The organism is Curtobacterium sp. L3-7 (assembly GCF_048756585.1).
Classification (GTDB): Bacteria; Actinomycetota; Actinomycetes; order Actinomycetales; family Microbacteriaceae; genus Curtobacterium.
In genome coordinates, this window is sequence record NZ_CP151474.1 from 1611463 (window position 1) to 1632039 (window position 20577).

A 20577-nucleotide genomic window follows, 5' to 3' on the forward strand; every position below is an offset into this window, starting at 1 on the left:
TCGATCGGAAGGATCCGGATCGGACGTTCGGGCGAACGGTGGTCTCGGGGGAATGCGACTCGGGTGAGTCGGCTTCGAGACGGTTCGGTGTGCGCGAGTCAGATGGGTTCGCTGCAGTGCACCAGAAAGAACACTACACGAGTGCGCCCCGAATGTCCACCGATCAAGCGCGTAACGCGGTGGAAACCGATCGGGTCCGTCCGCGAAACACCGCGTCGTTACGGTTCGAGAGCTGAGCCCCCGCTCAGCAACCACCCGGACGAAGGACCTGCACGGATGCAGCACCGAACACGCCAGCGCCCCCGCGCGGCGATCGCCACCGCGACGGCGGTCATGACGGGAGCCCTCGGGCTCGTCGTCCTGACGGCCGGCCCGGCACAGGCGGCCCCGACAGCGACCACAGCGACCATCGACGCCCCGGCGACCGTCACGGTCGGCGACGACTTCGACGTCGACGTGACGATCCCCGCGACGGCGGACGTCTTCGCGTACGAGATCACGCTCGACGCCGACGAGGCTGCCGTCACCTACCAGGACGGCAGTGTGACCGGCCCGGACGGCGGCTTCGACAGCGTCACCCAGGACGGCGACGAGCTCACCATCGTGCACACCCGACTCGGTACGTCGCCCGCGATCGGGGGCGACCTCGCGAGTTCGATCGGCATGACGGCGACGGGCGCCGGCACGGTGGACCTCGCGGTCACGAGCATCACGCTCCTCGACGAGGACGGTGCAGCGACCACGCTCGACGCCCCCGCGACGACGGCCATCACGATCGAAGCGGCGGCGACCACCGCGCCCACCGATCCGGCAACGCCGGGCATCCCGGGAGGCGACCCGACGAACGGGGCCGGAGCGGGCGCTGGAACCGGCACCGGCGGCACCGCGACCGACGCGGACGCCGTGAGCGGTGCCTCCCGTCCGGCCGCAGGCCAGCTCGCCTGGACCGGTGCGCAGGTCGCACCGTGGATCGCCGCAAGTCTCGCCCTGCTGCTGGCCGGCGGCGGCGTCCTCGTCGCCCGGGCCCGCGCCCGCGCCCGCCGGAACGGAGTCACCCGATGACCACCCAGCGCACCACGCAGCGCACCACCCAGCGCACCACTCCCACCACCAAGCGAGCTGCCGCCGGCGCTGCCCTCATCGCCCTCGTCGGCACCGCCCTCGCCGCGACACCGGCGCTGACGGCACAGGCGGCCGACCCCACCGTCGACGCGAGCCCTGCCGCGATGCTCGCGCCGTACTACACGTCCCTCGACCTGACCGGCGACGACCAGGTCACGACCGAGGACCTGACCGTCCTGACGAAGTCCCTCGGCACGACGAGCACCGACGCGGGTTGGTCCGCCGTCGCGAAGGCGGACACCGACGGCGACGGCACCATCACGGTCGCCGACGTCGCCGCGCTGTCCCACCGCATGATCTACGACGACGGCCCGTTCCAGCTCGTCGAGGCCTCGACCCTCGACATGCAGGCCGCGATGAACGCGGGCGTGACGACCTCGGTCGCGATCACCCAGGACTACCTCGACCGCATCGCCGCCTACGACCGCACCACCGTGCAGGCCGGCGGCCGGCCGCTGAACTCGATCATCACCACGAACAAGGAAGCACTCGCGGCCGCGAAGACCGCCGACACCGAGCGGGCCGAGCACGGGATGACGAGCATGCTCCTCGGCGTGCCGATCGCCCTGAAGGACAACTACGACACGAAGGACATGCCGACCACCGGTGGCTGCGGCTGCTGGGACGACAACCAGACCGACACCGACGCCGCGATGGTCACCGGCCTCCGCGGTGCCGGTGCCGTGATCCTGGCGAAGGCGAGCCTCGACGAGTTCGCGTACGGCTTCGTGTCGGAGTTCTCCTCGAACCAGCCGGCGGGGTCCTCGCTCCTCGTCGCGAGCCCCTACGTCACGACGCAGACAGCAGGCGGGTCCAGCGGTGGAACCGGTGCTGCGATCGCCGCGAACCTGGCGGGCATCGGCTTCGGCACCGACACCGGTGGGTCGATCCGCATCCCGTCCTCGTACAACCAGCTCGTCGGCATCCGCCCGACGGTGGGACTGACGAGCCGAGACGGCATCATCCCGCTCGCGCTGTCGCAGGACACCGGCGGGCCCATCGCCCGCTCGGTGACCGACGCCGCGGTGGCGCTCGATGCCGTCACCGGGGTCGATGCAGCCGATCCGGTGACGAGCGGCCAGACGGGCAAGGTCCCGACGTCCTACACCGCCGCGCTCGACCCGGAGGCGCTCCAGGGCGCGCGGATCGGCTACGTCACGTCGATGGTCGGCACGAACGCCACCACGCTCCGGCTGTTCAACGAGTCCGTCGCGAAGCTCACCGCCGCCGGGGCGACGGTCGTGCCGATCAGCAGCACCGCGGACTTCGCGAAGGTGCTGAACGAGGGCAGCGGATCGACGAACGAGTTCAAGCACGACCTCGACGAGTACGTCCAGAAGCACCTCGACCCCGACGTCACCGCCCGGAGCATCTCGGGCATCCTCGCATCGGGTGAGTACGTGCCGAGCCGGAAGTCCACGTACGAGGCACGCGACAAGATCACGGACGCCCAGTACCAGGCGTGGGCCGGTCCGACCGGGACGCACACGACGCAGCTCGCCACCGGCAAGCAGGTCGTCACGTCGATGATGGACGCCCAGGACCTCGACGCGCTCGTCTACCCGTCGGGCACGCCGTACGGCACGCAGTCGACGAACATGCGCCTCAGCCCGAACACCGGCATGCCGGCCGTGACGGTCCCGATGGGACAGGCCACCGCGGCCGACAACACGGTCACCGGCGGCGGCGTGAACCTGGAGTTCCTGGGCCGCTCGTACGACGAGAGCACCGTGATCGGGCTCGGCTACGCCTTCGAGCAGGCGACGCACGCGCGCACCTCGCCGGCGGCGTACGGCCCGCTCGGGTAGTCCCGCCCAGATCGGACAGGAGGCTCGGCGCACGTCGTGCGCCGAGCCTCCTGTCCGTCTGGTGCGTCAGTTCAGGGCGGGGGTGTCCTCCGGCACGACGCCACCGCCGTACAGGTCGGTCGCCAGGTCGCGGAGCGCCCGGAGGGCGACGCGCTGCGTCAGCGGACCGTAGGAGATCCGGGCGACGCCGAGGGCCTCGTACTCCGCCGCGGGCAGGGCGCCGGGGAGCCCGATGACGCTGAGCTTCCCACGGCCGAGCCCCTCGACGAGCCGCTCCACGACGTCGCGCTGGATCGCGCCCGGGACGAACACGAGCGGTGCGCCGGCGTCGAGGAACGCCTTGCCGCGGGCGATGGCGTCGGCGATGCTCTCGTCGAGCGGGCGGTCGCCGCCGCGGGCGATCGCATCGGTCCGCGCGTTGAGCTGGAACGCCACCCCCTCGGCCTCCGCGGCCTTCGTGATCGCGGCGACGCGGGCGACGGCCTCGTCGAAGGGACGGAGGCGGTCCTCGACGTTCGCGCCGACGACGCCGAAGCCGATCGCGCGACGGATGGTCTCGGCGGGGTCCTCGTACCCGTCGTCGAGGTCGGCCGTCACGGGCAGGTCGACGGCCTCGGCGACGATCCGTGCGCCCTGGAGCGCGAGGTCGAGGGGCATCCCACCGTCGTCGTAGCCGTACGACGCGGCGATCGAGTGCCCGGCGGTCGCGATCGCGTGGGTGTCCGGCAGTGCCGCGACGGTCTTCGCGCTGATCGCGTCCCACACGTTCACGACGCGGAGGATCTCGGGGGCTTCGTGCAGGGTCTTGAGGGTCGACGCCTTGTCGACGGTGCTGCTCGCTGTGCTGCTGGTCATGGCACCGACAGTAGGCCGACGCGTCGGCCCCCGGCCCAAGGTGACCAGGAGACGACGCGAGATGACGGACGGACTCGCGCCGAGCCTCCTGTCCGGTGCACCATGAGGGGATGGCGAGTGACGAGGAGGACCCGGTCGGCACGATCCGCGGGGTCCGCACGAGCATCAAGTGGACGCGGTACGCGCCAGACGTGCTGCCCCTGTTCGTCGCCGAGATGGACCACGAGGTCGCGCCGGAGATCCGGCAGGCGCTCGTCGAACGGGTGCAGCAGTCCGACCTCGGCTACCTCGACGGCCCCGGGCCGCTGGCGCCGGCGTTCGCGTCCTTCGCGCGTGAGCGCTGGGGCTGGGAGGTCGACCCGGCCCGCGTGTACCTGGCCACCGACGTCAGCGTCGGGATCGTCGAGACGCTGCGGCTCGCGCTGCCGGACGGTGGTCGCGTCGCGATCACCCCGCCGGTGTACCCGCCGTTCTTCGAACTCGTCGAAGAGGCCCGATGTCAGGTGGAAGAGGTCCCGCTCGCCGAGCAGTGGGGCGTCTACCGGCTCGACCTCGAGGGGCTCGAGCGTGCCTTCGCATCCGGGGTCCGGGTGTTCCTGCTCTGCAACCCGCACAACCCCATCGGGCTCGTGCACGACCGTGCCGACCTGCTCGCGCTGGCAGAGCTGGCCGCACGGTACGACGTCCTCGTGATCTCGGACGAGATCCACGCGCCGCTGACCCACCCGGGCGTGCAGTTCACGCCGTTCGCCTCGATCGCGTCGTCCGTCGGAGCGCGCAGCGTCTGTGTCACGTCCGCGAGCAAGGGCTGGAACCTCGCCGGGGTGAAGTGCTCCGTCATCGTCGCCGGGGACGACCGGACCGCAGCGCTCCTCGACACCCTGTGGGAAGAGGTGGCGTGCCGGACGAGCATCCTCGGGCTGCACGCGAACCTCGCGGCGTTCTCGCTCGCGGTGGGGTGGCTCGACGACGTCATCGACCGGATCGTCGCGAACGACCGGTTGCTCGCGAAGCTCCTCGCCGAGCACCTGCCGGGGGTCGTGTACTCCCGGCCGCGCGCCGGTTACCTGGCGTGGCTCGACTTCCGGGGGATCGGCCTCGGGGACGACCCGGCCGTGCAGCTGCGCGAGCACGCCTTCGTGGCGCTGAACTCCGGCGTGCCCTTCGGGTCCGAGGGACGCGGGTTCGCCCGGATCAACCTGGCGTGCTCGCCGGACACCCTGCGCGAAGCGGTGCTGCGGATCGCGGCGGCGTACCCGTCGAGTGCGCAGGAAGCCGTGGTCTGGCACGTCGCGTGAGATGCTCGGCGCGGGGGCGAGACTCGGGCTGAGCGACCGTTCTCGGGCCGCGGCGCGCGAGAAGTGTCGCTGAGCGCGAGACTCGTGGCGCACTCGTCAGGACGAGCGGGTGCTCACGCGTCGATGTACTGGTTCCGGCCGACGACGCGGATCGCCAGGTCGACCTCGCTGGAGGGGACCTCCTCGGTCATGGCGACCCATTCCCGAGCGACGAACCCGACCGAGCCCCAGCGGGAGACCTCGGTGACGAGGAACCCGTCGATGAACACCTGCCACATGCCCTTGTCCCGGACCGCCTGGACCTCGTGCGTCGCCATGCCGCGAGCGTAGCAAGCGTGCCCGGCGGCGCTCAGCCGACGCGCTTGGCGTAGTAGCGGAGCACCGGCGTCTCGCCGGAGGGCTTCGACCAGTCGGCCGGCCCGGTGCCCGTGAGGTGCCATCCGCGGCGCTCGTACAGTCGCCACGCCCCGGGTGTCTCGTCGGTGACGTCGAGTCGCACGTGGGTGCCGGGTGCGCCGTGTTCCGCCGCAGCGAGCAGGTCGTCCGCGAGTCCTCGGCATCGGTGCTCCGGGTCGACGAAGAGTCGCGTGACCGACGGCATCCGACCTGGTCCGGACACGGCGATGCCGACGTGTCCGACGACCCGGCCGTCGTCGACCGCGACCCAGGCGGCGAGGAGTCCCTCCGGGGAGAGCCAGGCGCGTGGGTCGTCCGGCCAGGTCGCCGGGTAGCCGTCCGTGTGCACGCGCCAGAGCACCTCGACCAACGTGTCGAGGTGGGCGTCGGTGCGTTCGTGGATCCGCATGGCGTCAGGCACTGTCGGCAGCGCCCCGCGATCCGTCAGGAGCACGACGTGATCCGTCGGGGTCAGTGCCCGATCCGTCGGGTCGTGCGTCGCGGTCGTCGAACAACCCCGTGGCCCCGAACGGCGTGCCGAACACGCGAGCGCCGAGCCCCGCCACGGAGTGCGGCATGCCGTTGGTCAGCGCGAACCCTGCGATCGCGAACAGCACCACCCCGATGATCCCCATGCGCACACCCTAGGACGTGCGGCGCGTCGGGGTCAGGTCGGGTCTCAGTCCAGGTCGAGCGCCATGTGGACGTTCGCGCGCGTGTAGGGGCTCGGTTCGTGTTCGTCCGCGCCGAGGTGCCGGAACCCGGTGGTCTCGTAGAGGTGCACGGCGCTGGCGAGGTCGGCGTTGCTCTCGAGCACCACGCGCGACGCGCCGAGCGACCGGGCGCGGTCGATGGCGGTCTCGATGAGTCGTCGACCGGTGCCGTGCCCCTGGTGGTCCGGAGCGACCGCCATCTTGACGAGTTCGAACACCCCGGGGGTCACCGGCGCGATCCCGATGCAGCCGACGACGGTGCCGTCCGCCAGGCGTGCGACGAGCACGGCGCCGCCGGGTTCGACGATGCGTCCCACGGGGTCGCCGAGGTACTTGCGGTCCTCGTCCTCGAGCGCGAAGAAGCGGGTGATCCACGCTTCGTTGAGGACACGGAACGCCTCGGCGTCCGCGGGGGTGGCGAGGTCGGCGATGGTGATGTCGGCGGTGTCGGGCATGGCTCCATCCTCGGGTCAGCCCCGAGAAGAGTCCAATACTTGTTCGCGTCGATCGATACGCTGGATGCATGGATCACGACGTCGATCTCCGGCAGCTTCGCGCGTTCCTGGCGGTCGCCGACGAACTGCACTTCGGCCGCGCCGCCGAGACCCTGCACATCGCCCAGCCCGCGCTCTCGCAGCAGATCCGACGGACCGAACGCGCGCTCGGCGTGGACCTCTTCGCCCGGACCTCGCGGAGTGTCGCGCTCACACCGGCCGGTCGCGCCCTGCAGGGGCGTGCGCGGTCGCTCCTGGCCCAGGCAGCGCGTGACCTCGACGAGACGATCCGCGTCGGACGTGGTGAAGCCGGGCGCCTCGACGTGGGGTTCGTGGTCTCGGCGCTGCCGCTCGGTCCGATCGAACGCGTGCAGCGGTTCCGGGAGCGCTACCCCCTGGTCCGCGTCGAACTCACGGAGGGCTACACGTCGCAGCTGCTCGCGCGCATCGTCCGTGGCGAGCTCGACCTGGCGATCGTGCGCGACCCGGACCCGACGGACGGTGTCCGGACCACGCCGTTCCGGAGCGAGCGGTTCGTCGCGGCCGTCCCGCGGGACCACCGGTTCGCCGAGCGTGCGGAGATCGACGGCACCGAGCTCGTCGACGACCCGTTCGTGTTCTTCCCCGCCGAGGCGGGCACCGTCGCCACCGAGCGGAACCTCGCCCCGGTGGTGCGGGGTGCGAAGCGTCCGACGGTCGTGCAGGAGGCGACGACCTGGGCCACGGTGCTGCACCTCGTCGGTGCCGGGCTCGGCGTCACGATCGCGCCGGCGAGTGCGACGCTCGCGGCACCGGACACCGTCGTGCTGCTGCCGCTGACGAGCGACCACCGCAGCGAGCTGTGCTGGGCGGTCCGCGCCGACGACGACCGCGAGATCCTCCGGAACTTCGTCGCAGCGGCCGACTGACCGAGCCGCCTACCCCAGCGGCAGCACCGGTGCCCGCTGGTCGCCGAGCTCGTCCTGTCGCCACGGTCGCGAGCCCCGCAACCCGAGGCCGAGCTGCACGAGCACGAACGAAACGTGCGGCTCGACGTCGGGGTCCCACGGACCCTCGACGCCCAGGCCGAAGGCGCCGAGCTCGTCATCGGCCTCGTCGCGGACCGTCAGCCGCCAGCGTCCGTCGCCCTGTTCCTCGACGACGACCCATCGCGCAGTGGGGAACCGGCTCACGCCGTCTTCATGATGTCGGCCGTGAAGTTCTGCACGCGCTGCAGGAGTGCTTCGCCCCGCATGGCGATGGTCGCCGGCGGGTTCAGGTGCGGGGGAGCGGTCCGGATGAGCATCGAGCACCCGAGGTCCTCGCAGATGTAGGACCCGATGGTGTTGCCGTTGCGGCCGGACTCGCCGGCGCGCGCCGCCGAGAACAGGCGGACCTGCGTGGCGGGCTGCGGCGAGTGGCAGAACGAGCACATCGCGGCGATGCCCGGGCGGAGCGACCCGCCGGCCGAACGCACCACGATCCCGACGGCGACACCGTCGATCCAGGACACGATGTACCCGCGCCGGGCCGCCTGGGGGTCGCGCCAGCCGAGGAACTCGCGCTCGTCCCAGAGCATCTCGTGCAGCCCCGGGATCGGGAGCTGGGCGAGCTCCTCCGGGGTGGCGTTGACGAACGACGATCGGATGTCTGCTTCGGTCAGTGGTTTCACGGTGCGAACACCCTATGCCTCGCCTCCGACAGACGGTCCGTCAGCCCAGCCTGGAGGCCCGGATCACCGCGAGCGCGCTCGTCTCGTCCGCCACCAGGACGGCTCGACGCACCGCGTCGCGTCCGGTACGGCGCGCGGCCGCGTCGTCCGCGGCGAACTCGACGAGGACGCGTGTCGATCGCGCCATCGCGCGCGCGCCGGGGATCCACGGGACCGCACGCTCGATCGATTCGGCGACCGCGACGACGGCCGCGTGGCGCTGCTGCAGGTGGGCGCGTTCGTGGGCGACCACTGCCTCCAGTTCGTCGGTCCGCAACCGGTCTGCGAGACCGGTGCTGACCAGCACCCCGCCGCTCCGGCCGGGGACGGCGCAGGCGAGCGCGTGCTCCGCCTCGACGACCGCGACCAGCGTGCCGTCGATCTCGCGGTGCGGGGCGACGCCGGAACGCATCGCCTCGCGGACGGCCTGGTGCTCCGGGCCCGGCCGGACGCGCACGGCGACGACGAAGGCGAGCACGGCCAGCACGGCCACCCCGATGTTGAGGCCGTGCGTCGGAGAAGCACCGAACGTGATCGGGCGGTTCGCGAGCACGACGAGGGTGATGCCGGCGACGAAGCCGAGTGCGCCGAGGAGGACGGCGACCGACCAGCTCAGGAGCGCGGTGCGGGGGCGGTCGATCGTCCAGGCGGAGCGGGTCAGGATGCGGGGCGCGACGACCACGACGGCCAACGCCAGCACGATGAGCACGATGCCGGTGATCACCACGTCGCTGTCGCCATGCTCGTCGTGTTCCGGCTCGTCGTGTTCTGGCTCGTCGTCAGGATCGGGCGCGGGCGTCGAGCGCCCGGCGGATGACGTCGAGGTCGTCGGAGGCGAGCGAGCCGGTGAACTGCAGCAGCGCCGCTTCGCGGTCGGACGCCGCTGCGAGCGCGGTCGACATGAGCGACGCGGTCTGCTCTTCCCGGCTGTGGGTGGCGCGGAAGGTCAGGGGTGCCTCGGTGTGCTGCTGCCGCTCGACCGTGCCCTTGCGGCCGAGCCGGTCGAGCACGGTGAGGACGGTCGTCAGCGCCGGTCGGGGCTCCGGGAAGGCGTCGAGCACCTGTCGTGCGGTGAGGCCCGAGTCATCGGCGGACCAGAGCGCGTCGAGCACCGCCTGCTCGAGCTGCCCGCGGGGGCGCTGTCTCTGTCCTGCCACCAGACCACTCTACGAGATGTCGAAGCGGTCGTGGCACGTGTCACATGCCCGTAACGCGATCTCGGTAAGCTTCCCGCGGACAACAGAACATCGAGGCCGACCACCCGCCGCGGGAGACGTCGTGCCGGCCACCGCTCGTCGGTGGTCGTGCGACACCGAAGGAGCATCCTCCCCGCCAATCTCTCAGGTCCAACACCGCAGCGGACAGGCCACTCTGAAAAGCAGGCGCTCCTCCACCCTCCGGGTGCGGAACGGCTCGCCCACGGTGAAAGCCGCCGGACCTCACGGGCCGCGGTGAAACTCTCAGGCCCATGACAGAGGGGGAGTTCGCGCCCGGCGATCGTCGTCGGGGGCTGCCCGACCTCGGGAGAACTCCGCATGTCAGATCCTTCTTCGTCGCCGTCGCCGTCGTTGCGCTCGTCGCCGCTGGAGGCCGCGCACGAAGCGGCCGGCGCGACCTTCACCGACTTCGCCGGGTACCGCATGCCCGTGCGCTACTCGTCCGACCTCGCCGAGCACCACGCCGTGCGCCAGGCCGCCGGCGTCTTCGACCTCTCGCACATGGCGGAGATCGGCGTCTCGGGGCCCGACGCCGTGGCGTTCCTCGACCACGCGCTCGCCGGCGCGTTCGGTGCGATGACCGTCGGCCGGGCGAAGTACTCGCTCCTGCTCGAGGACGCCGGCGGCATCCTCGACGACCTCGTCGTCTACCGGACCGACGACGACACCTACCTGGTCGTCGCGAACGCCGCGAACCGCGAGGTCGCCGTGTCCGCGCTGCGATCGCGGGTCGACGGGTTCGACGTCGTCGTCTCAGATGACTCCGACACCACAGCGCTCGTCGCGATCCAGGGGCCGGCCGCCGCGGGGACCCTCGACGCGCTGGTCGTCGAGGACCGGCTGCAGCCAGAGTCCCCGCTCGACGAGCTCCGCTACTACCGGGCACTGCACGCGACCTTCGACGGGTCGTCGGTCCTCGTGGCCCGCACCGGCTACACCGGCGAGGACGGTTTCGAGATCTACAGCGACCCCGAGGTCGCCCCGGCGATCTGGGACGCACTGCTGGACGCAGGGTCCTCGCGCGGTGTCGTCCCCGCCGGACTCGCGGCTCGGGACACCCTGCGGCTCGAGGCCGGCATGCCGCTCTACGGCCACGAGCTCACCGTGTCGACCCGTCCGGCGCAGGCCGGGCTCGGTCGGGTCGTCGCTCCTTCGGGAGACTTCGTCGGTGCCGCCGGCGTCGCGCCAGCCGAGGACGCGCCCGTGCTCGTCGGGCTCGTGATGGAGGGCCGGCGTGCTGCTCGTGCCGGCTACCCGGTGCTGCACGACGGGGACGTCGTCGGCACGGTGACCTCCGGCGCGCTCTCCCCGACGCTCGGCCACCCGGTCGCGATGGCCTTCGTCGCCCCGTCCGCCGCCGCCGAGGGACAAGTCCTCCACATCGACGTCCGCGGCACCGCCATCCCCGCGACCGTCACCCCGTTCCCCTTCTACCGCCGCCCCGCGAAAGGCTGACCGTCATGACCGACCAGAGCGCACTGCAGTACACCAAGGACCACGAGTGGCTGCTCGTCGAGGGTGACGTCGTCACCGTCGGCATCACCGACCACGCCGCCGAACAGCTCGGTGACGTCGTGTACGTCGAGCTGCCGGCCGTCGGCACCGCCACCACCGCCGGTGAGCAGCTCGGCGAGATCGAGTCGACCAAGAGCGTCGGCGAGCTCTTCGCGCCGATCGAGGGCGAGGTCGTCGAGGTCAACGACGCCGTCGTCGACGCGCCCGACACCGTCAACCAGGACCCGTTCGGTGCCGGCTGGCTCGTGAAGATCAAGGTCGAGGGCACGGACTTCCCCGAGGACCTCATGGACCACGACACGTACCGGGCGTCCATCGCATGACGGACACCGACCTGAACCTGCAGACGTCGTTCGCCGACCGGCACATCGGGACCACCCCGGCCGACCAGCGGACCATGCTCGACGTCGTCGGGCAGCCGTCCCTCGACGCCCTCGTCCGCGCGGCGATCCCGGAGTCGATCCACGCCGAACCGGTGTCGTCGTCGTCGATCCCGACCGCGGTCGGTGAGACCGAGGCCCTCGCCGAACTCCGCGGGATGGCGGCGAAGAACACCGTCCGTCGGGCGATGATCGGCCTCGGCTACTACGGCACCCACACGCCGGCGGTCATCCAGCGCAACGTGCTCGAGAACCCGAGCTGGTACACGGCCTACACGCCGTACCAGCCGGAGATCTCGCAGGGGCGCCTCGAAGCGCTCATCAACTTCCAGACGATGGTCGCCGACCTCACCGGCATGGCCACGGCCGGCGCCTCGATGCTCGACGAGGGCACCGCCGTGGTGGAGGGCATGCTCCTCGCCCGCCGCGCGTCGAAGGTCAAGGGCGACGCGTTCCTCGTCGACGCCGACCTGCTGCCGCAGACGCGGGCGCTGCTCGACCACCGTGCCGACGCCGTCGGGATCACCCTGCGCGCGTTCGACGCCGTGTCCGGGCCCACGGACGAGCAGCTCGACGGCGCGTTCGGCGTGGTGCTGCAGTACCCGGGTGCCTCCGGGCACGTCGTCGACCCGTCGTCGACGATCGAGCGTGTGCACGCGGGCGGCGGGATCGCCGTCGTCGCGGCCGACCTGCTCGCGATGACGCTCCTCGCGTCCCCCGGGGACCTCGGCGCGGACGTCGCCGTCGGCACCTCGCAGCGCTTCGGCGTGCCGCTCGGCTTCGGTGGCCCGCACGCCGGGTACCTCGCCGTCCGCGCCGGGCTCGAACGACAGCTGCCCGGCCGGCTGGTCGGGGTGTCCTTCGACGCAGCAGGGGGCATGGCCTACCGTCTCAGCCTGCAGACCCGCGAGCAGCACATCCGTCGCGAGAAGGCGACGTCGAACATCTGCACCGCGCAGGTGCTCCTCGCCGTCATGGCGTCGATGTACGCGGTCTACCACGGGCCAGAAGGGCTCCGGTTCATCGCGAACCGCGTCGCACGCACGACGTCGGCGCTCGCCGATGCCGCACGGGCCGCCGACGTGGAGGTCGTCCACGACGCGTTCTTCGACACGCTGACACTCCGGGCGCCCGGACGCGCCCGCGAGCTCGTGGACGCCGCGCACGCTGCCGGGTACCTGCTGCACCTCGTTGACGCGGACACGCTCCTGGTCTCCGTCGACGAGACGACCACGCCCGACGCTGTCCGCGTGCTGTCCGGGCTGCTGGCCGGGGGCAGTGCACCGGACCAGCACGCGGTCGAGACGGCCGTGGCGGACGCGACCCCGGGCCTCCCGTCCGGCCTGCTGCGGCAGAGCGAGTACCTGACGCACCCCGTGTTCAGCGCGCACCGGAGCGAGACCCGCATGATGCGGTACCTCAAGCACCTCGCCGACAAGGACTACGCGCTCGACCGCGGCATGATCCCGCTCGGCAGCTGCACGATGAAGCTCAACGCGGCGACCGAGATGGCCGCGGTGACGTGGCCGGAGTTCTCGGACATCCACCCGTTCGCGCCGCGCTCCGACGTCGAGGGCTACCTCGGGATGATCAGCGACCTCGAGACCTGGCTCGCCGAGGTCACCGGGTACGACACCGTCTCCGTCCAGCCCAACGCCGGCAGCCAGGGCGAGCTCGCCGGGCTCCTCGCGATCCGCGGGTACCACCGGTCCCGCGGGGACGACGCGCGCACCGTGTGCCTCATCCCGTCGAGCGCGCACGGCACGAACGCCGCGTCCGCCGTGCTCGCCGGCATGAAGGTCGTGGTCGTGGCGTGCGACGAGAACGGGAACGTCGATCTCGACGACCTCCGTGCTCGTGTCGCCGACCACGCCGACACGCTCGCGGCGCTGATGATCACGTATCCCTCCACCCACGGCGTGTACGAGCACGACATCCGTGACATCTGCGACGCCGTGCACGATGCCGGCGGCCAGGTGTACGTAGACGGCGCGAACCTCAACGCGCTCCTCGGGCACGCACGCTTCGGGGACTTCGGCGGGGACGTCTCGCACCTCAACCTGCACAAGACGTTCTGCATCCCGCACGGTGGTGGCGGCCCCGGTGTCGGGCCCGTCGCGGCGAAGGCGCACCTCGCGCCGTTCCTGCCGGGGCACCCGTTCGCGCAGGACGACGACCGTCGACCCGGGTCGACGTCGTCCCCGGACCAGCGGCTCGCGCATGCCGGTGGTCCGGTCTCGGCCGCGCCGTACGGCAGCCCGAGCATCCTGCCGATCACGTGGTCGTACGTCCGCATGATGGGGCTCGAGGGGCTCACCCGTGCGACGGAGACCGCCGTGCTCGGAGCGAACTACATCGCGGCGCGCCTCCGTGACGCGTTCCCGGTGCTCTACACGGGCGAATCGGGGCTCGTCGCGCACGAGTGCATCCTCGACCTCCGTCCGCTCCGGGACGCCACCGGGATCACCGTGGACGACGTCGCCAAGCGCCTCGTGGACTACGGCTTCCACGCGCCGACCATGTCGTTCCCGGTGGCGGGCACGCTCATGGTGGAGCCGACCGAGAGCGAGGACCTCGCGGAACTCGACCGCTTCGTCGACGCGATGCTCGCCATCCGCGCCGAGGCCGGGGCGGTCGAGCGTGGGGAGTGGCCGGCGGACGACAACCCGCTCGTCGGGGCGCCGCACACGGCTGCGTCGGTGATCTCGGGGGAGTGGACGCACGCCTACACGCGGGAGCAGGCGGTGTACCCGCTGCCCGGCATCGCCGAGCGGAAGTACTGGCCGCCGGTGCGTCGTATCGACCAGGCATACGGCGACCGCAACCTCGTGTGCGCGTGCCCGCCGGTGGAGGCGTTCGCGTAGACCCTGTCCACACATCGACGGCCCCGGAGCATCTCGCTCCGGGGCCGTCGGCGTTTGCGGGGGTGTCCGTCGGGTTGCGGGTGCGGGGGTGTCCGTCGCGTTTCCGAGCCGGAACGACACTCTCGCTGTCGTACGACAGCGATCCTGTCGTCCGTTGCGGGCGCTGCCTGTTGTGCGAGCGCAGAAGCGACACCCTCGTCGTCGTACGACAGCGGTGTTGTCGTTCTGAGTCCGCGCCGCCGACCCCGCCTCCCTGCCCTCGAACCCCGTACCACGCTCCCGACACACGGTGGAGCGGTCCCATTCGTCCAACCGGTGGATCATTGCGTCCAGACGCCGCACAGCCCACACATGGGGTCGGGCGTGTCATGCCCGCCGAAACGCGGACACGAGCCTCCGTGACATGACCCCCGAAGAGGTGGCACACTGCGAGGAACTGTTCCGATGCGCAACGAAGATGATGCAGATGCAACAATCCAGCATGTTGCGCCCTGAAACGCGCATATCTTGCAGCATCTCGCAAGGATCATGCAAGTTGGTTACCAGCGTGTAACCGTTCGTTCCAGGGTTTGGCGGGTTCTCAGCGCACTGCCTACAGTGCAAAGGTCAAACGCGCCTGGCGACACCTCTGTGCCGGGCGCGTCCCATGCACCAGGAGGAACTCTTGATCAAGAAGCGCGCTGGGCTCGCAGCCCTCGCCGTGCTCGGGGCCACAGCAATCGCCCTGGCCGGCTGCTCCAGCAACAGTGGTAGCGGCAGCAACTCGGGCTCCGGCTCGACGAACGCGAACGGCATCGTCACCACCAACGGCAGCGAGCCCCAGAACCCGCTCATCCCCTCGAACACCACCGAGACCGGTGGTGGCAAGATCATCAACTCGATCTTCGAGGGACTCCGCTCCTACGACGCCGACGGCAAGCCGGTGAACGAGGTCGCGAAGAGCATCACCACCGACGACTCGAAGACGTTCGACATCAAGCTCAACACGGGCTGGAAGTTCACGAACGGCGAGAAGATCACCGCGGAGTCCTTCACGAAGGCGTGGAACTGGGCGGCGCAGAAGTCGAACGCCCAGGGCGCGAGCTACTACTTCGAGAACATCGAGGGCTACAGCGCCGACGCTGACTCCGAGCTCACCGGCCTCAAGGTCAAGAGCGACGACGAGTTCACCGTGACGCTGAAGTCCCCGCAGTCGGACTTCCCGCTGTCGCTCGGTTACTCGGCGTTCGTGCCGCTGCCGTCGTCGTTCTACGACGACCCGAAGGCGTTCGGTGAGAACCCGATCGGCAACGGCCCGTACAAGCTGGCCAGCAAGAGCGCGTGGACGCACAACACGGACATCAAGCTCGTCACCAACAAGGACTACGAGGGCAAGCGCAAGCCGAAGAACGGTGGTCTGACGATCACGTTCTACACCTCGCAGGACACCGCGTACTCCGACGCGCAGGGTGGCAACCTCGACATCCTCGACGCCGTGCCGGACAGCGCGTTCGCGAACTACAAGTCGGACTTCCCCGACTCGAACGTGAACCAGCCGGCCGCGATCTTCCAGGGCATCTACCTGCCCTACTACCTCGACCACTGGAAGGGCGAGGAGGGCAAGCTCCGTCGCGAGGCGGTGTCGATGTCCATCAACCGCAAGCAGATCACCTCGAAGATCTTCGACGGCACCCGTACGCCGGCCAGCGACTTCACCTCGCCGGTCATCGACGGCTGGTCGAAGGACCTCAAGGGTTCCGACGTCCTGGACTACAACAAGTCCGAGGCGAAGAAGCTCTGGGCCGAGGCCGACAAGATCTCGCCGTACAACGACACCCTCACCATCTCGTACAACGCCGACGGCGGACACGAGGCGTGGGTGACCGCGGTCGCGAACAGCATCTCCAACACCCTGGGCATCAAGGCCGAGGGCAAGGCGTACCCGACCTTCCAGGAGGCGCTGGACGTCCAGACGAACGACAAGCTGACCGGCGCGAGCCGTACCGGCTGGCAGGCCGACTACCCGTCGCTGTACAACTTCCTCGGCCCGACCATGGGTGAGGGCTCGTCGAACAACTACTCGCGCTACGACTCGGCAGAGTTCAACGACCTGCTCAAGCAGGGTCAGTCGGCCGACAGCGTCGAGGCGGGCAACAAGATCTTCGACCAGGCCCAGGAGCTCCTGCTCAAGGACCTGCCGGAGATCCCCCTCTGGTACTCGAACGTGACCGGTGTGTGGTCCGCTGACAACGTGTCGAACGTCAAGTTCGGCTGGGACTCGGTGCCGCTCTACTACGACGTCGAGGTCAAGAAGTAACGAACTGATCGCAGGTATCCTGCATCAGCAGCAACACCACCGGACGGGGGTTCGGGGACGATCAGTCCTCGGGCCCCCGTACCGCGGCGGCAACACCTCCCCCCACGACCCAAGCGGGCGCCGCCTCCCGCGCCGGGCAGCCGTGTCAACTCACGCGACGTCCACCCACGACGAAATGACTGTGATCCACATGCTCGCTCCGAACCAGGCGGAGATCTGATGCTCTGGTACCTCGGGAAGCGCCTCCTGCAGCTGATCCCCGTGTTCTTCGGTGCCACGTTCCTCATCTACCTGATGGTGTTCCTCCTCCCCGGAGACCCCATCGCCGCGCTCTTCGGCGACCACCAGCCGTCGCCGCAGGTCATCGAACAGATCCGCGCGCAGTACAACCTCGACAAGCCCTTCATCGTCCAGTACCTGCTGTGGATCGGCGGCGTGTTCCGCGGCGACCTCGGCATGACGTACTCGGGGATCCCGGTCACCGAGCAGCTCGCGCAGGCGTTCCCGATCACGGCACGCCTCGCGATCCTCGCGCTGGTGTTCGAGTCGGTCGCCGGCATCGTCGTCGGTGTCATCGCCGGCCTCCGGAAGGGCAAGCTCTTCGACGCCACCGCGCTCGTCGTCAGCCTGTTCCTCATCTCGATCCCGGTGTTCGTCATCGGCTTCGTCCTGCAGTACGGACTCGGGATCCAGCTCGGACTGTTCCGTGCAACGGTCTCCGGTCAGGCTCCGTGGTCGGAGCTCGTGCTCCCCGCGATCGTCCTCGCGACCGGGTCGTTCGCCTACATCGTGCGACTCACACGGGCCAGCGTCGCCGAGAACATGAGCGCCGACTTCGTGCGCACCGCCACGGCGAAGGGCCTCCCGCGTCGCCGCGTCATCGGTGTGCACATCTTCCGGAACTCGCTGATCCCGGTGGTCACCTACCTCGGCATCGACATCGGCAACCTGATGGTCGGCGCGATCGTGACCGAGGGCATCTTCAACATCCACGGCGTCGGCGGCACGGTCTACCAGGCCGTCAAGCTCGGCCAGGGTCCGACCGTCGTGTCGTTCGTCGCCGTGATGGTCATCATCTTCATGCTCGCCAACCTCCTGGTCGACCTGCTGTACGCCGTCCTGGACCCGAGGATCCGTTATGCCAAGTAACACCGAATCGCGCTCGGCGACGCACTACGTCGCGCCGCTCGAGGAGACGCCGCTCCAGGCGATCGACAACGTCAACGAAGACGAGAAGACCCGGTCGCTCTGGACCGACGCGTGGGACTCCATGCGCGTCCGTCCGATCTTCTGGGTGTCGAGCGTCCTGATCGTCCTGATCATCGCCGTCGCGCTGGTGCCGGGTGTGTTCGCACACGCCGACCCGCGTGCGTGCGACCTGTCGAACTCCGGGAAGGGCGGCAGTGCCGGCCACATCCTCGGGTACACCCGTCAGGGCTGCGACGTCTACTCCCGTGTCATCTACGGCACGCAGAACTCGCTGCTCGTCGGCCTCGTCGCGACGATCCTCGTGGTCATCGTCGGCGTGATCGTCGGCTCGCTCGCCGGTTTCTACGGCGGATGGCTCGACTCCGTGGTGTCCCGCATCGGTGACATCTTCTTCTCGATCCCGACCGTCCTCGGCGCGATCGTGATCATGTCGAGCATCCCGCAGCGCAGCCCGTGGACGGTCGCACTCGTCCTCGCGGCGTTCGCGTGGCCACAGATCGCCCGCATCATGCGCGGTGCGGTGCTGTCCGCGAAGAACGCGGACTACGTCACCGCATCGGCGGCACTCGGTGTGAGCCGGTTCAAGACGCTGATCCGCCACGTCATCCCGAACTCGATCGCCCCGGTGATCGTGGTCGCGACCGTCTCGCTCGGCACGTTCATCGTCGCGGAGTCGACCCTGTCGTTCCTCGGGATCGGTCTGCCGCCGTCGTCGCTCAGCTGGGGCTACGACATCAACGCCGCGCAGCCGTCGCTCCGTACCAACCCGTCGACGATCTTCTGGCCGTCGCTCGCCCTGTCCATCACCGTGCTCGCGTTCCTCCTCCTCGGTGACGTGGTCCGCGACGCACTCGACCCGAAGGCGAGGGCCCGCCGATGAGCGAGACGCTGACCGAGCCGACCGCGCGTCGCGCCAACGCGAACGGCGCGCCGCTCCTCGAGATCTCCGGTCTCGAGATCGGCTTCAAGACCCAGAGCGGGTTCGTCCAGGCGGTCCGCGGTGTCGACTTCACCCTCGAGCAGGGTGAGCGACTCGCGATCGTCGGCGAGTCCGGTTCCGGCAAGTCCACGAGCGCCCAGGCGATCATCAAGCTGCTGCCCGGCGCCGGCCAGGTGACCGGCGGGTCGATCAAGTTCAACGGTCGCGAGCTCGTCGGCCTCTCGGACAAGGAGATGTCCGAGATCCGCGGCAAGGAGATCGGCTACGTCCCGCAGGACCCGATGTCGAACCTCAACCCGCTGTGGACCATCGGGTTCCAGGTGGAAGAGGCGATCCGTGCGAACGGCATGGCCACCGGCAAGAAGGCCGTGCGCGAGCGTGCGATCGAGGTCCTGAAGGAAGCGGGTCTCGGCGACGCCGCGAACCGCCTCAAGCAGTACCCGCACGAGTTCTCCGGCGGCATGCGGCAGCGCGTGCTCATCGGCATCGGTCTGTCGAGCCACCCGCAGCTGCTCATCGCCGACGAGCCGACGAGCGCGCTCGACGTGACCGTGCAGCGAGTCATCCTCGACCACCTCGAGACCCTGACCCGCGATTACGGCACGAGCGTCCTCTTCATCACGCACGACCTCGGCCTCGCTGCCGAGCGTGCCGAGAAGCTCGTCGTGATGTACAAGGGGCAGGTCGTCGAGGCGGGTCCGTCGCAGGAGATCCTCGGCAACCCGCAGCACCCGTACACGCAGCGACTCGTCGCCGCGGCACCGTCCCTCGCCAGCCGCCGCATCCAGTCGAAGGTGCAGCACGAGAGCATCGCGATCTCGGACAGCGGCAGCGACGACGCCGAACTGATCGCACGCGCCCAGGAGCGCGAGCACCAGCCGGCCGAGGACCTCATCGTCGTCAAGAACCTGCAGAAGATCTACAAGCTGCGCGGCAAGAACCTCGCGTCGCGTGAGCTGAAGGCCGTCGACGACGTGTCGTTCTCGATCCCGAAGGGCACCACCACGGCGCTCGTCGGTGAGTCCGGCTCGGGCAAGTCGACCGTCGCCAAGCTCGTGCTGCAGCTCGAGGGCATCACGAGCGGCACCGTCCAGTTCGACGGCACCGACATCGGTGCGTTGAAGGGCAAGGAGCTCTTCGACTTCCGCCGCCGTGTGCAGCCGGTGTTCCAGGACCCGTACGGTTCCCTCGACCCGATGTACAACGTCGGGAACACGATCGCGGAGCCGCTCGTCACGCACGGCGTCGGCGACAAGGCATCGCGTCGCGCTCGCGTGCGCGAGCTCCTCGACCAGGTGGCGTTGCCGTCCTCGATGGTGAACCGGTACCCGAACGAGCTCTCCGGCGGTCAGCGGCAGCGCATCGCCGTCGCGCGTGCACTCGCGTTGAAGCCCGAGGTCATCGTGCTCGACGAGGCGGTCTCCGCGCTCGACGTGCTCGTGCAGGGTCAGATCCTCGAGCTCCTCACCGAGCTCCAGTCGGAACTCGGCCTGACGTACCTGTTCATCACGCACGACCTCGCCGTCGTCCGCCTCGTCGCGGACAACGTGTGTGTCATGCGCAAGGGACAGATCGTGGAGAAGGCGACGACCGACGAGGTCTTCGCCAACCCTCGCGAGCAGTACACCCGCGACCTCCTGGCCGCGATCCCGGGCGCCTCGTTCGAGTTCGGACGCTGAGCCCCCGTTCACCGCACACGGAACGCGTCGCCCCGATGGGGCGGCGCGTTCCGCGTTTCCGCCCCACCCGCCCCGTCGAGCGGGCGAAATACCGTGGTCGC

General features: G+C 69.9%; 20 protein-coding genes and 1 riboswitch. Of the genes, 11 read left to right on the forward strand and 9 right to left on the reverse strand.

The features are described 5' to 3' along the window. Positions 1-276 precede the first annotated feature (276 nt). Both AAEP80_RS07905 and AAEP80_RS07910 read left to right on the forward strand, forming a co-directional pair. Positions 277-1062 (forward strand): hypothetical protein, encoded by a 786-nt coding sequence (locus AAEP80_RS07905; RefSeq protein WP_420366621.1) that lies wholly within the window; start codon positions 277-279, stop codon positions 1060-1062. After that, a complete protein-coding gene (locus AAEP80_RS07910; protein ID WP_420366622.1) occupies positions 1059-2930 on the forward strand; it encodes an amidase family protein in 1872 nt (623 codons plus the stop codon). Before AAEP80_RS07905 ends, AAEP80_RS07910 begins: the two co-directional genes overlap by 4 nt. Positions 2931-2996: 66 nt before the next feature. Here AAEP80_RS07910 and AAEP80_RS07915 read toward each other — a convergent pair whose 3' ends face one another. After that, a complete protein-coding gene (locus AAEP80_RS07915; protein WP_420366623.1) occupies positions 2997-3785 on the reverse strand; it encodes an isocitrate lyase/PEP mutase family protein in 789 nt (262 codons plus the stop codon). A 110-nt stretch (positions 3786-3895) separates the two neighbouring features. On the opposite strand from AAEP80_RS07915, the gene AAEP80_RS07920 reads away from it, so the two are divergent. Beyond that, entirely contained in the window at positions 3896-5083 is a 1188-nt protein-coding gene (locus tag AAEP80_RS07920) for a MalY/PatB family protein (protein WP_281267173.1), read from the forward strand. Positions 5084-5196: 113 nt separating this feature from the next. Here the strand turns inward: AAEP80_RS07920 and AAEP80_RS07925 are convergent, their stop codons facing one another. From AAEP80_RS07925 to AAEP80_RS07940, 4 genes are read right to left on the reverse strand one after another with little or no spacing between them, the layout of a single operon-like run. Then, a complete protein-coding gene (locus AAEP80_RS07925; RefSeq protein ID WP_413602568.1) occupies positions 5197-5400 on the reverse strand; it encodes a hypothetical protein in 204 nt (67 codons plus the stop codon). Between the two features lie 32 nt (positions 5401-5432). Beyond that, the gene (locus AAEP80_RS07930; protein ID WP_420366624.1) at positions 5433-5888 is read right to left on the reverse strand and encodes a GNAT family N-acetyltransferase; all 456 of its coding nucleotides are present in this window, start codon (positions 5886-5888) and stop codon (positions 5433-5435) included. Positions 5889-5892: 4 nt separating this feature from the next. Further along, positions 5893-6114 (reverse strand): hypothetical protein, encoded by a 222-nt coding sequence (locus tag AAEP80_RS07935; RefSeq protein WP_420366625.1) that lies wholly within the window; start codon positions 6112-6114, stop codon positions 5893-5895. Between the two features lie 44 nt (positions 6115-6158). Further along, positions 6159-6647, reverse strand: coding sequence for a GNAT family N-acetyltransferase (locus AAEP80_RS07940; RefSeq protein WP_281267177.1), 489 nt, complete (start codon positions 6645-6647; stop codon positions 6159-6161). Between the two features lie 68 nt (positions 6648-6715). Here AAEP80_RS07940 and AAEP80_RS07945 point away from each other — a divergent pair, with 68 nt between their 5' ends. Continuing rightward, the gene (locus tag AAEP80_RS07945; RefSeq protein ID WP_420366626.1) at positions 6716-7594 is read left to right on the forward strand and encodes a LysR substrate-binding domain-containing protein; all 879 of its coding nucleotides are present in this window, start codon (positions 6716-6718) and stop codon (positions 7592-7594) included. Between the two features lie 9 nt (positions 7595-7603). On the opposite strand, the gene AAEP80_RS07950 is transcribed toward AAEP80_RS07945, so the two are convergent. Genes AAEP80_RS07950 through AAEP80_RS07965 form a run of 4 tightly spaced genes read right to left on the reverse strand, consistent with a single transcriptional unit; the run spans position 7604 to position 9533 of the window. Beyond that, positions 7604-7858, reverse strand: coding sequence for a hypothetical protein (locus AAEP80_RS07950; RefSeq protein ID WP_420366627.1), 255 nt, complete (start codon positions 7856-7858; stop codon positions 7604-7606). Beyond that, the gene (locus AAEP80_RS07955; protein ID WP_402729078.1) at positions 7855-8337 is read right to left on the reverse strand and encodes an FBP domain-containing protein; all 483 of its coding nucleotides are present in this window, start codon (positions 8335-8337) and stop codon (positions 7855-7857) included. The genes AAEP80_RS07950 and AAEP80_RS07955 overlap by 4 nt, the downstream gene beginning before the upstream one ends. A gap of 40 nt (positions 8338-8377) precedes the next feature. Beyond that, positions 8378-9103, reverse strand: a complete 726-nt coding sequence (locus AAEP80_RS07960; protein ID WP_281267181.1) for a M56 family metallopeptidase — start codon at positions 9101-9103, stop codon at positions 8378-8380. A 52-nt stretch (positions 9104-9155) separates the two neighbouring features. Then, complete coding sequence (locus tag AAEP80_RS07965; protein ID WP_281267182.1) at positions 9156-9533, reverse strand: BlaI/MecI/CopY family transcriptional regulator; 378 nt, start codon at positions 9531-9533, stop codon at positions 9156-9158. Positions 9534-9633: 100 nt separating this feature from the next. After that, positions 9634-9741, forward strand: a riboswitch (glycine riboswitch). A 170-nt stretch (positions 9742-9911) separates the two neighbouring features. On the opposite strand from AAEP80_RS07965, the gene gcvT reads away from it, so the two are divergent. From gcvT to AAEP80_RS08000, 7 genes are all read left to right on the forward strand, one after another. Then, complete coding sequence (gcvT, locus tag AAEP80_RS07970) at positions 9912-11048, forward strand: glycine cleavage system aminomethyltransferase GcvT (RefSeq protein ID WP_420366628.1); 1137 nt, start codon at positions 9912-9914, stop codon at positions 11046-11048. A gap of 5 nt (positions 11049-11053) precedes the next feature. Next, positions 11054-11431 (forward strand): glycine cleavage system protein GcvH, encoded by a 378-nt coding sequence (gene gcvH / locus AAEP80_RS07975; protein ID WP_281267184.1) that lies wholly within the window; start codon positions 11054-11056, stop codon positions 11429-11431. Further along, on the forward strand, positions 11428-14352 hold the full coding sequence (gene gcvP / locus AAEP80_RS07980; protein ID WP_420366629.1) for an aminomethyl-transferring glycine dehydrogenase: 2925 nt from the start codon (positions 11428-11430) through the stop codon (positions 14350-14352). Before gcvH ends, gcvP begins: the two co-directional genes overlap by 4 nt. A 664-nt stretch (positions 14353-15016) precedes the next feature. Then, positions 15017-16648, forward strand: a complete 1632-nt coding sequence (locus AAEP80_RS07985; RefSeq protein ID WP_413602558.1) for a peptide ABC transporter substrate-binding protein — start codon at positions 15017-15019, stop codon at positions 16646-16648. A gap of 219 nt (positions 16649-16867) precedes the next feature. Next, positions 16868-17797 (forward strand): ABC transporter permease, encoded by a 930-nt coding sequence (locus tag AAEP80_RS07990; protein ID WP_402729081.1) that lies wholly within the window; start codon positions 16868-16870, stop codon positions 17795-17797. Further along, entirely contained in the window at positions 17787-18737 is a 951-nt protein-coding gene (locus AAEP80_RS07995) for an ABC transporter permease (protein ID WP_281267188.1), read from the forward strand. Before AAEP80_RS07990 ends, AAEP80_RS07995 begins: the two co-directional genes overlap by 11 nt. Beyond that, positions 18734-20476 (forward strand): dipeptide ABC transporter ATP-binding protein, encoded by a 1743-nt coding sequence (locus AAEP80_RS08000; protein ID WP_281267189.1) that lies wholly within the window; start codon positions 18734-18736, stop codon positions 20474-20476. Before AAEP80_RS07995 ends, AAEP80_RS08000 begins: the two co-directional genes overlap by 4 nt. Positions 20477-20577: the final 101 nt, after the last annotated feature.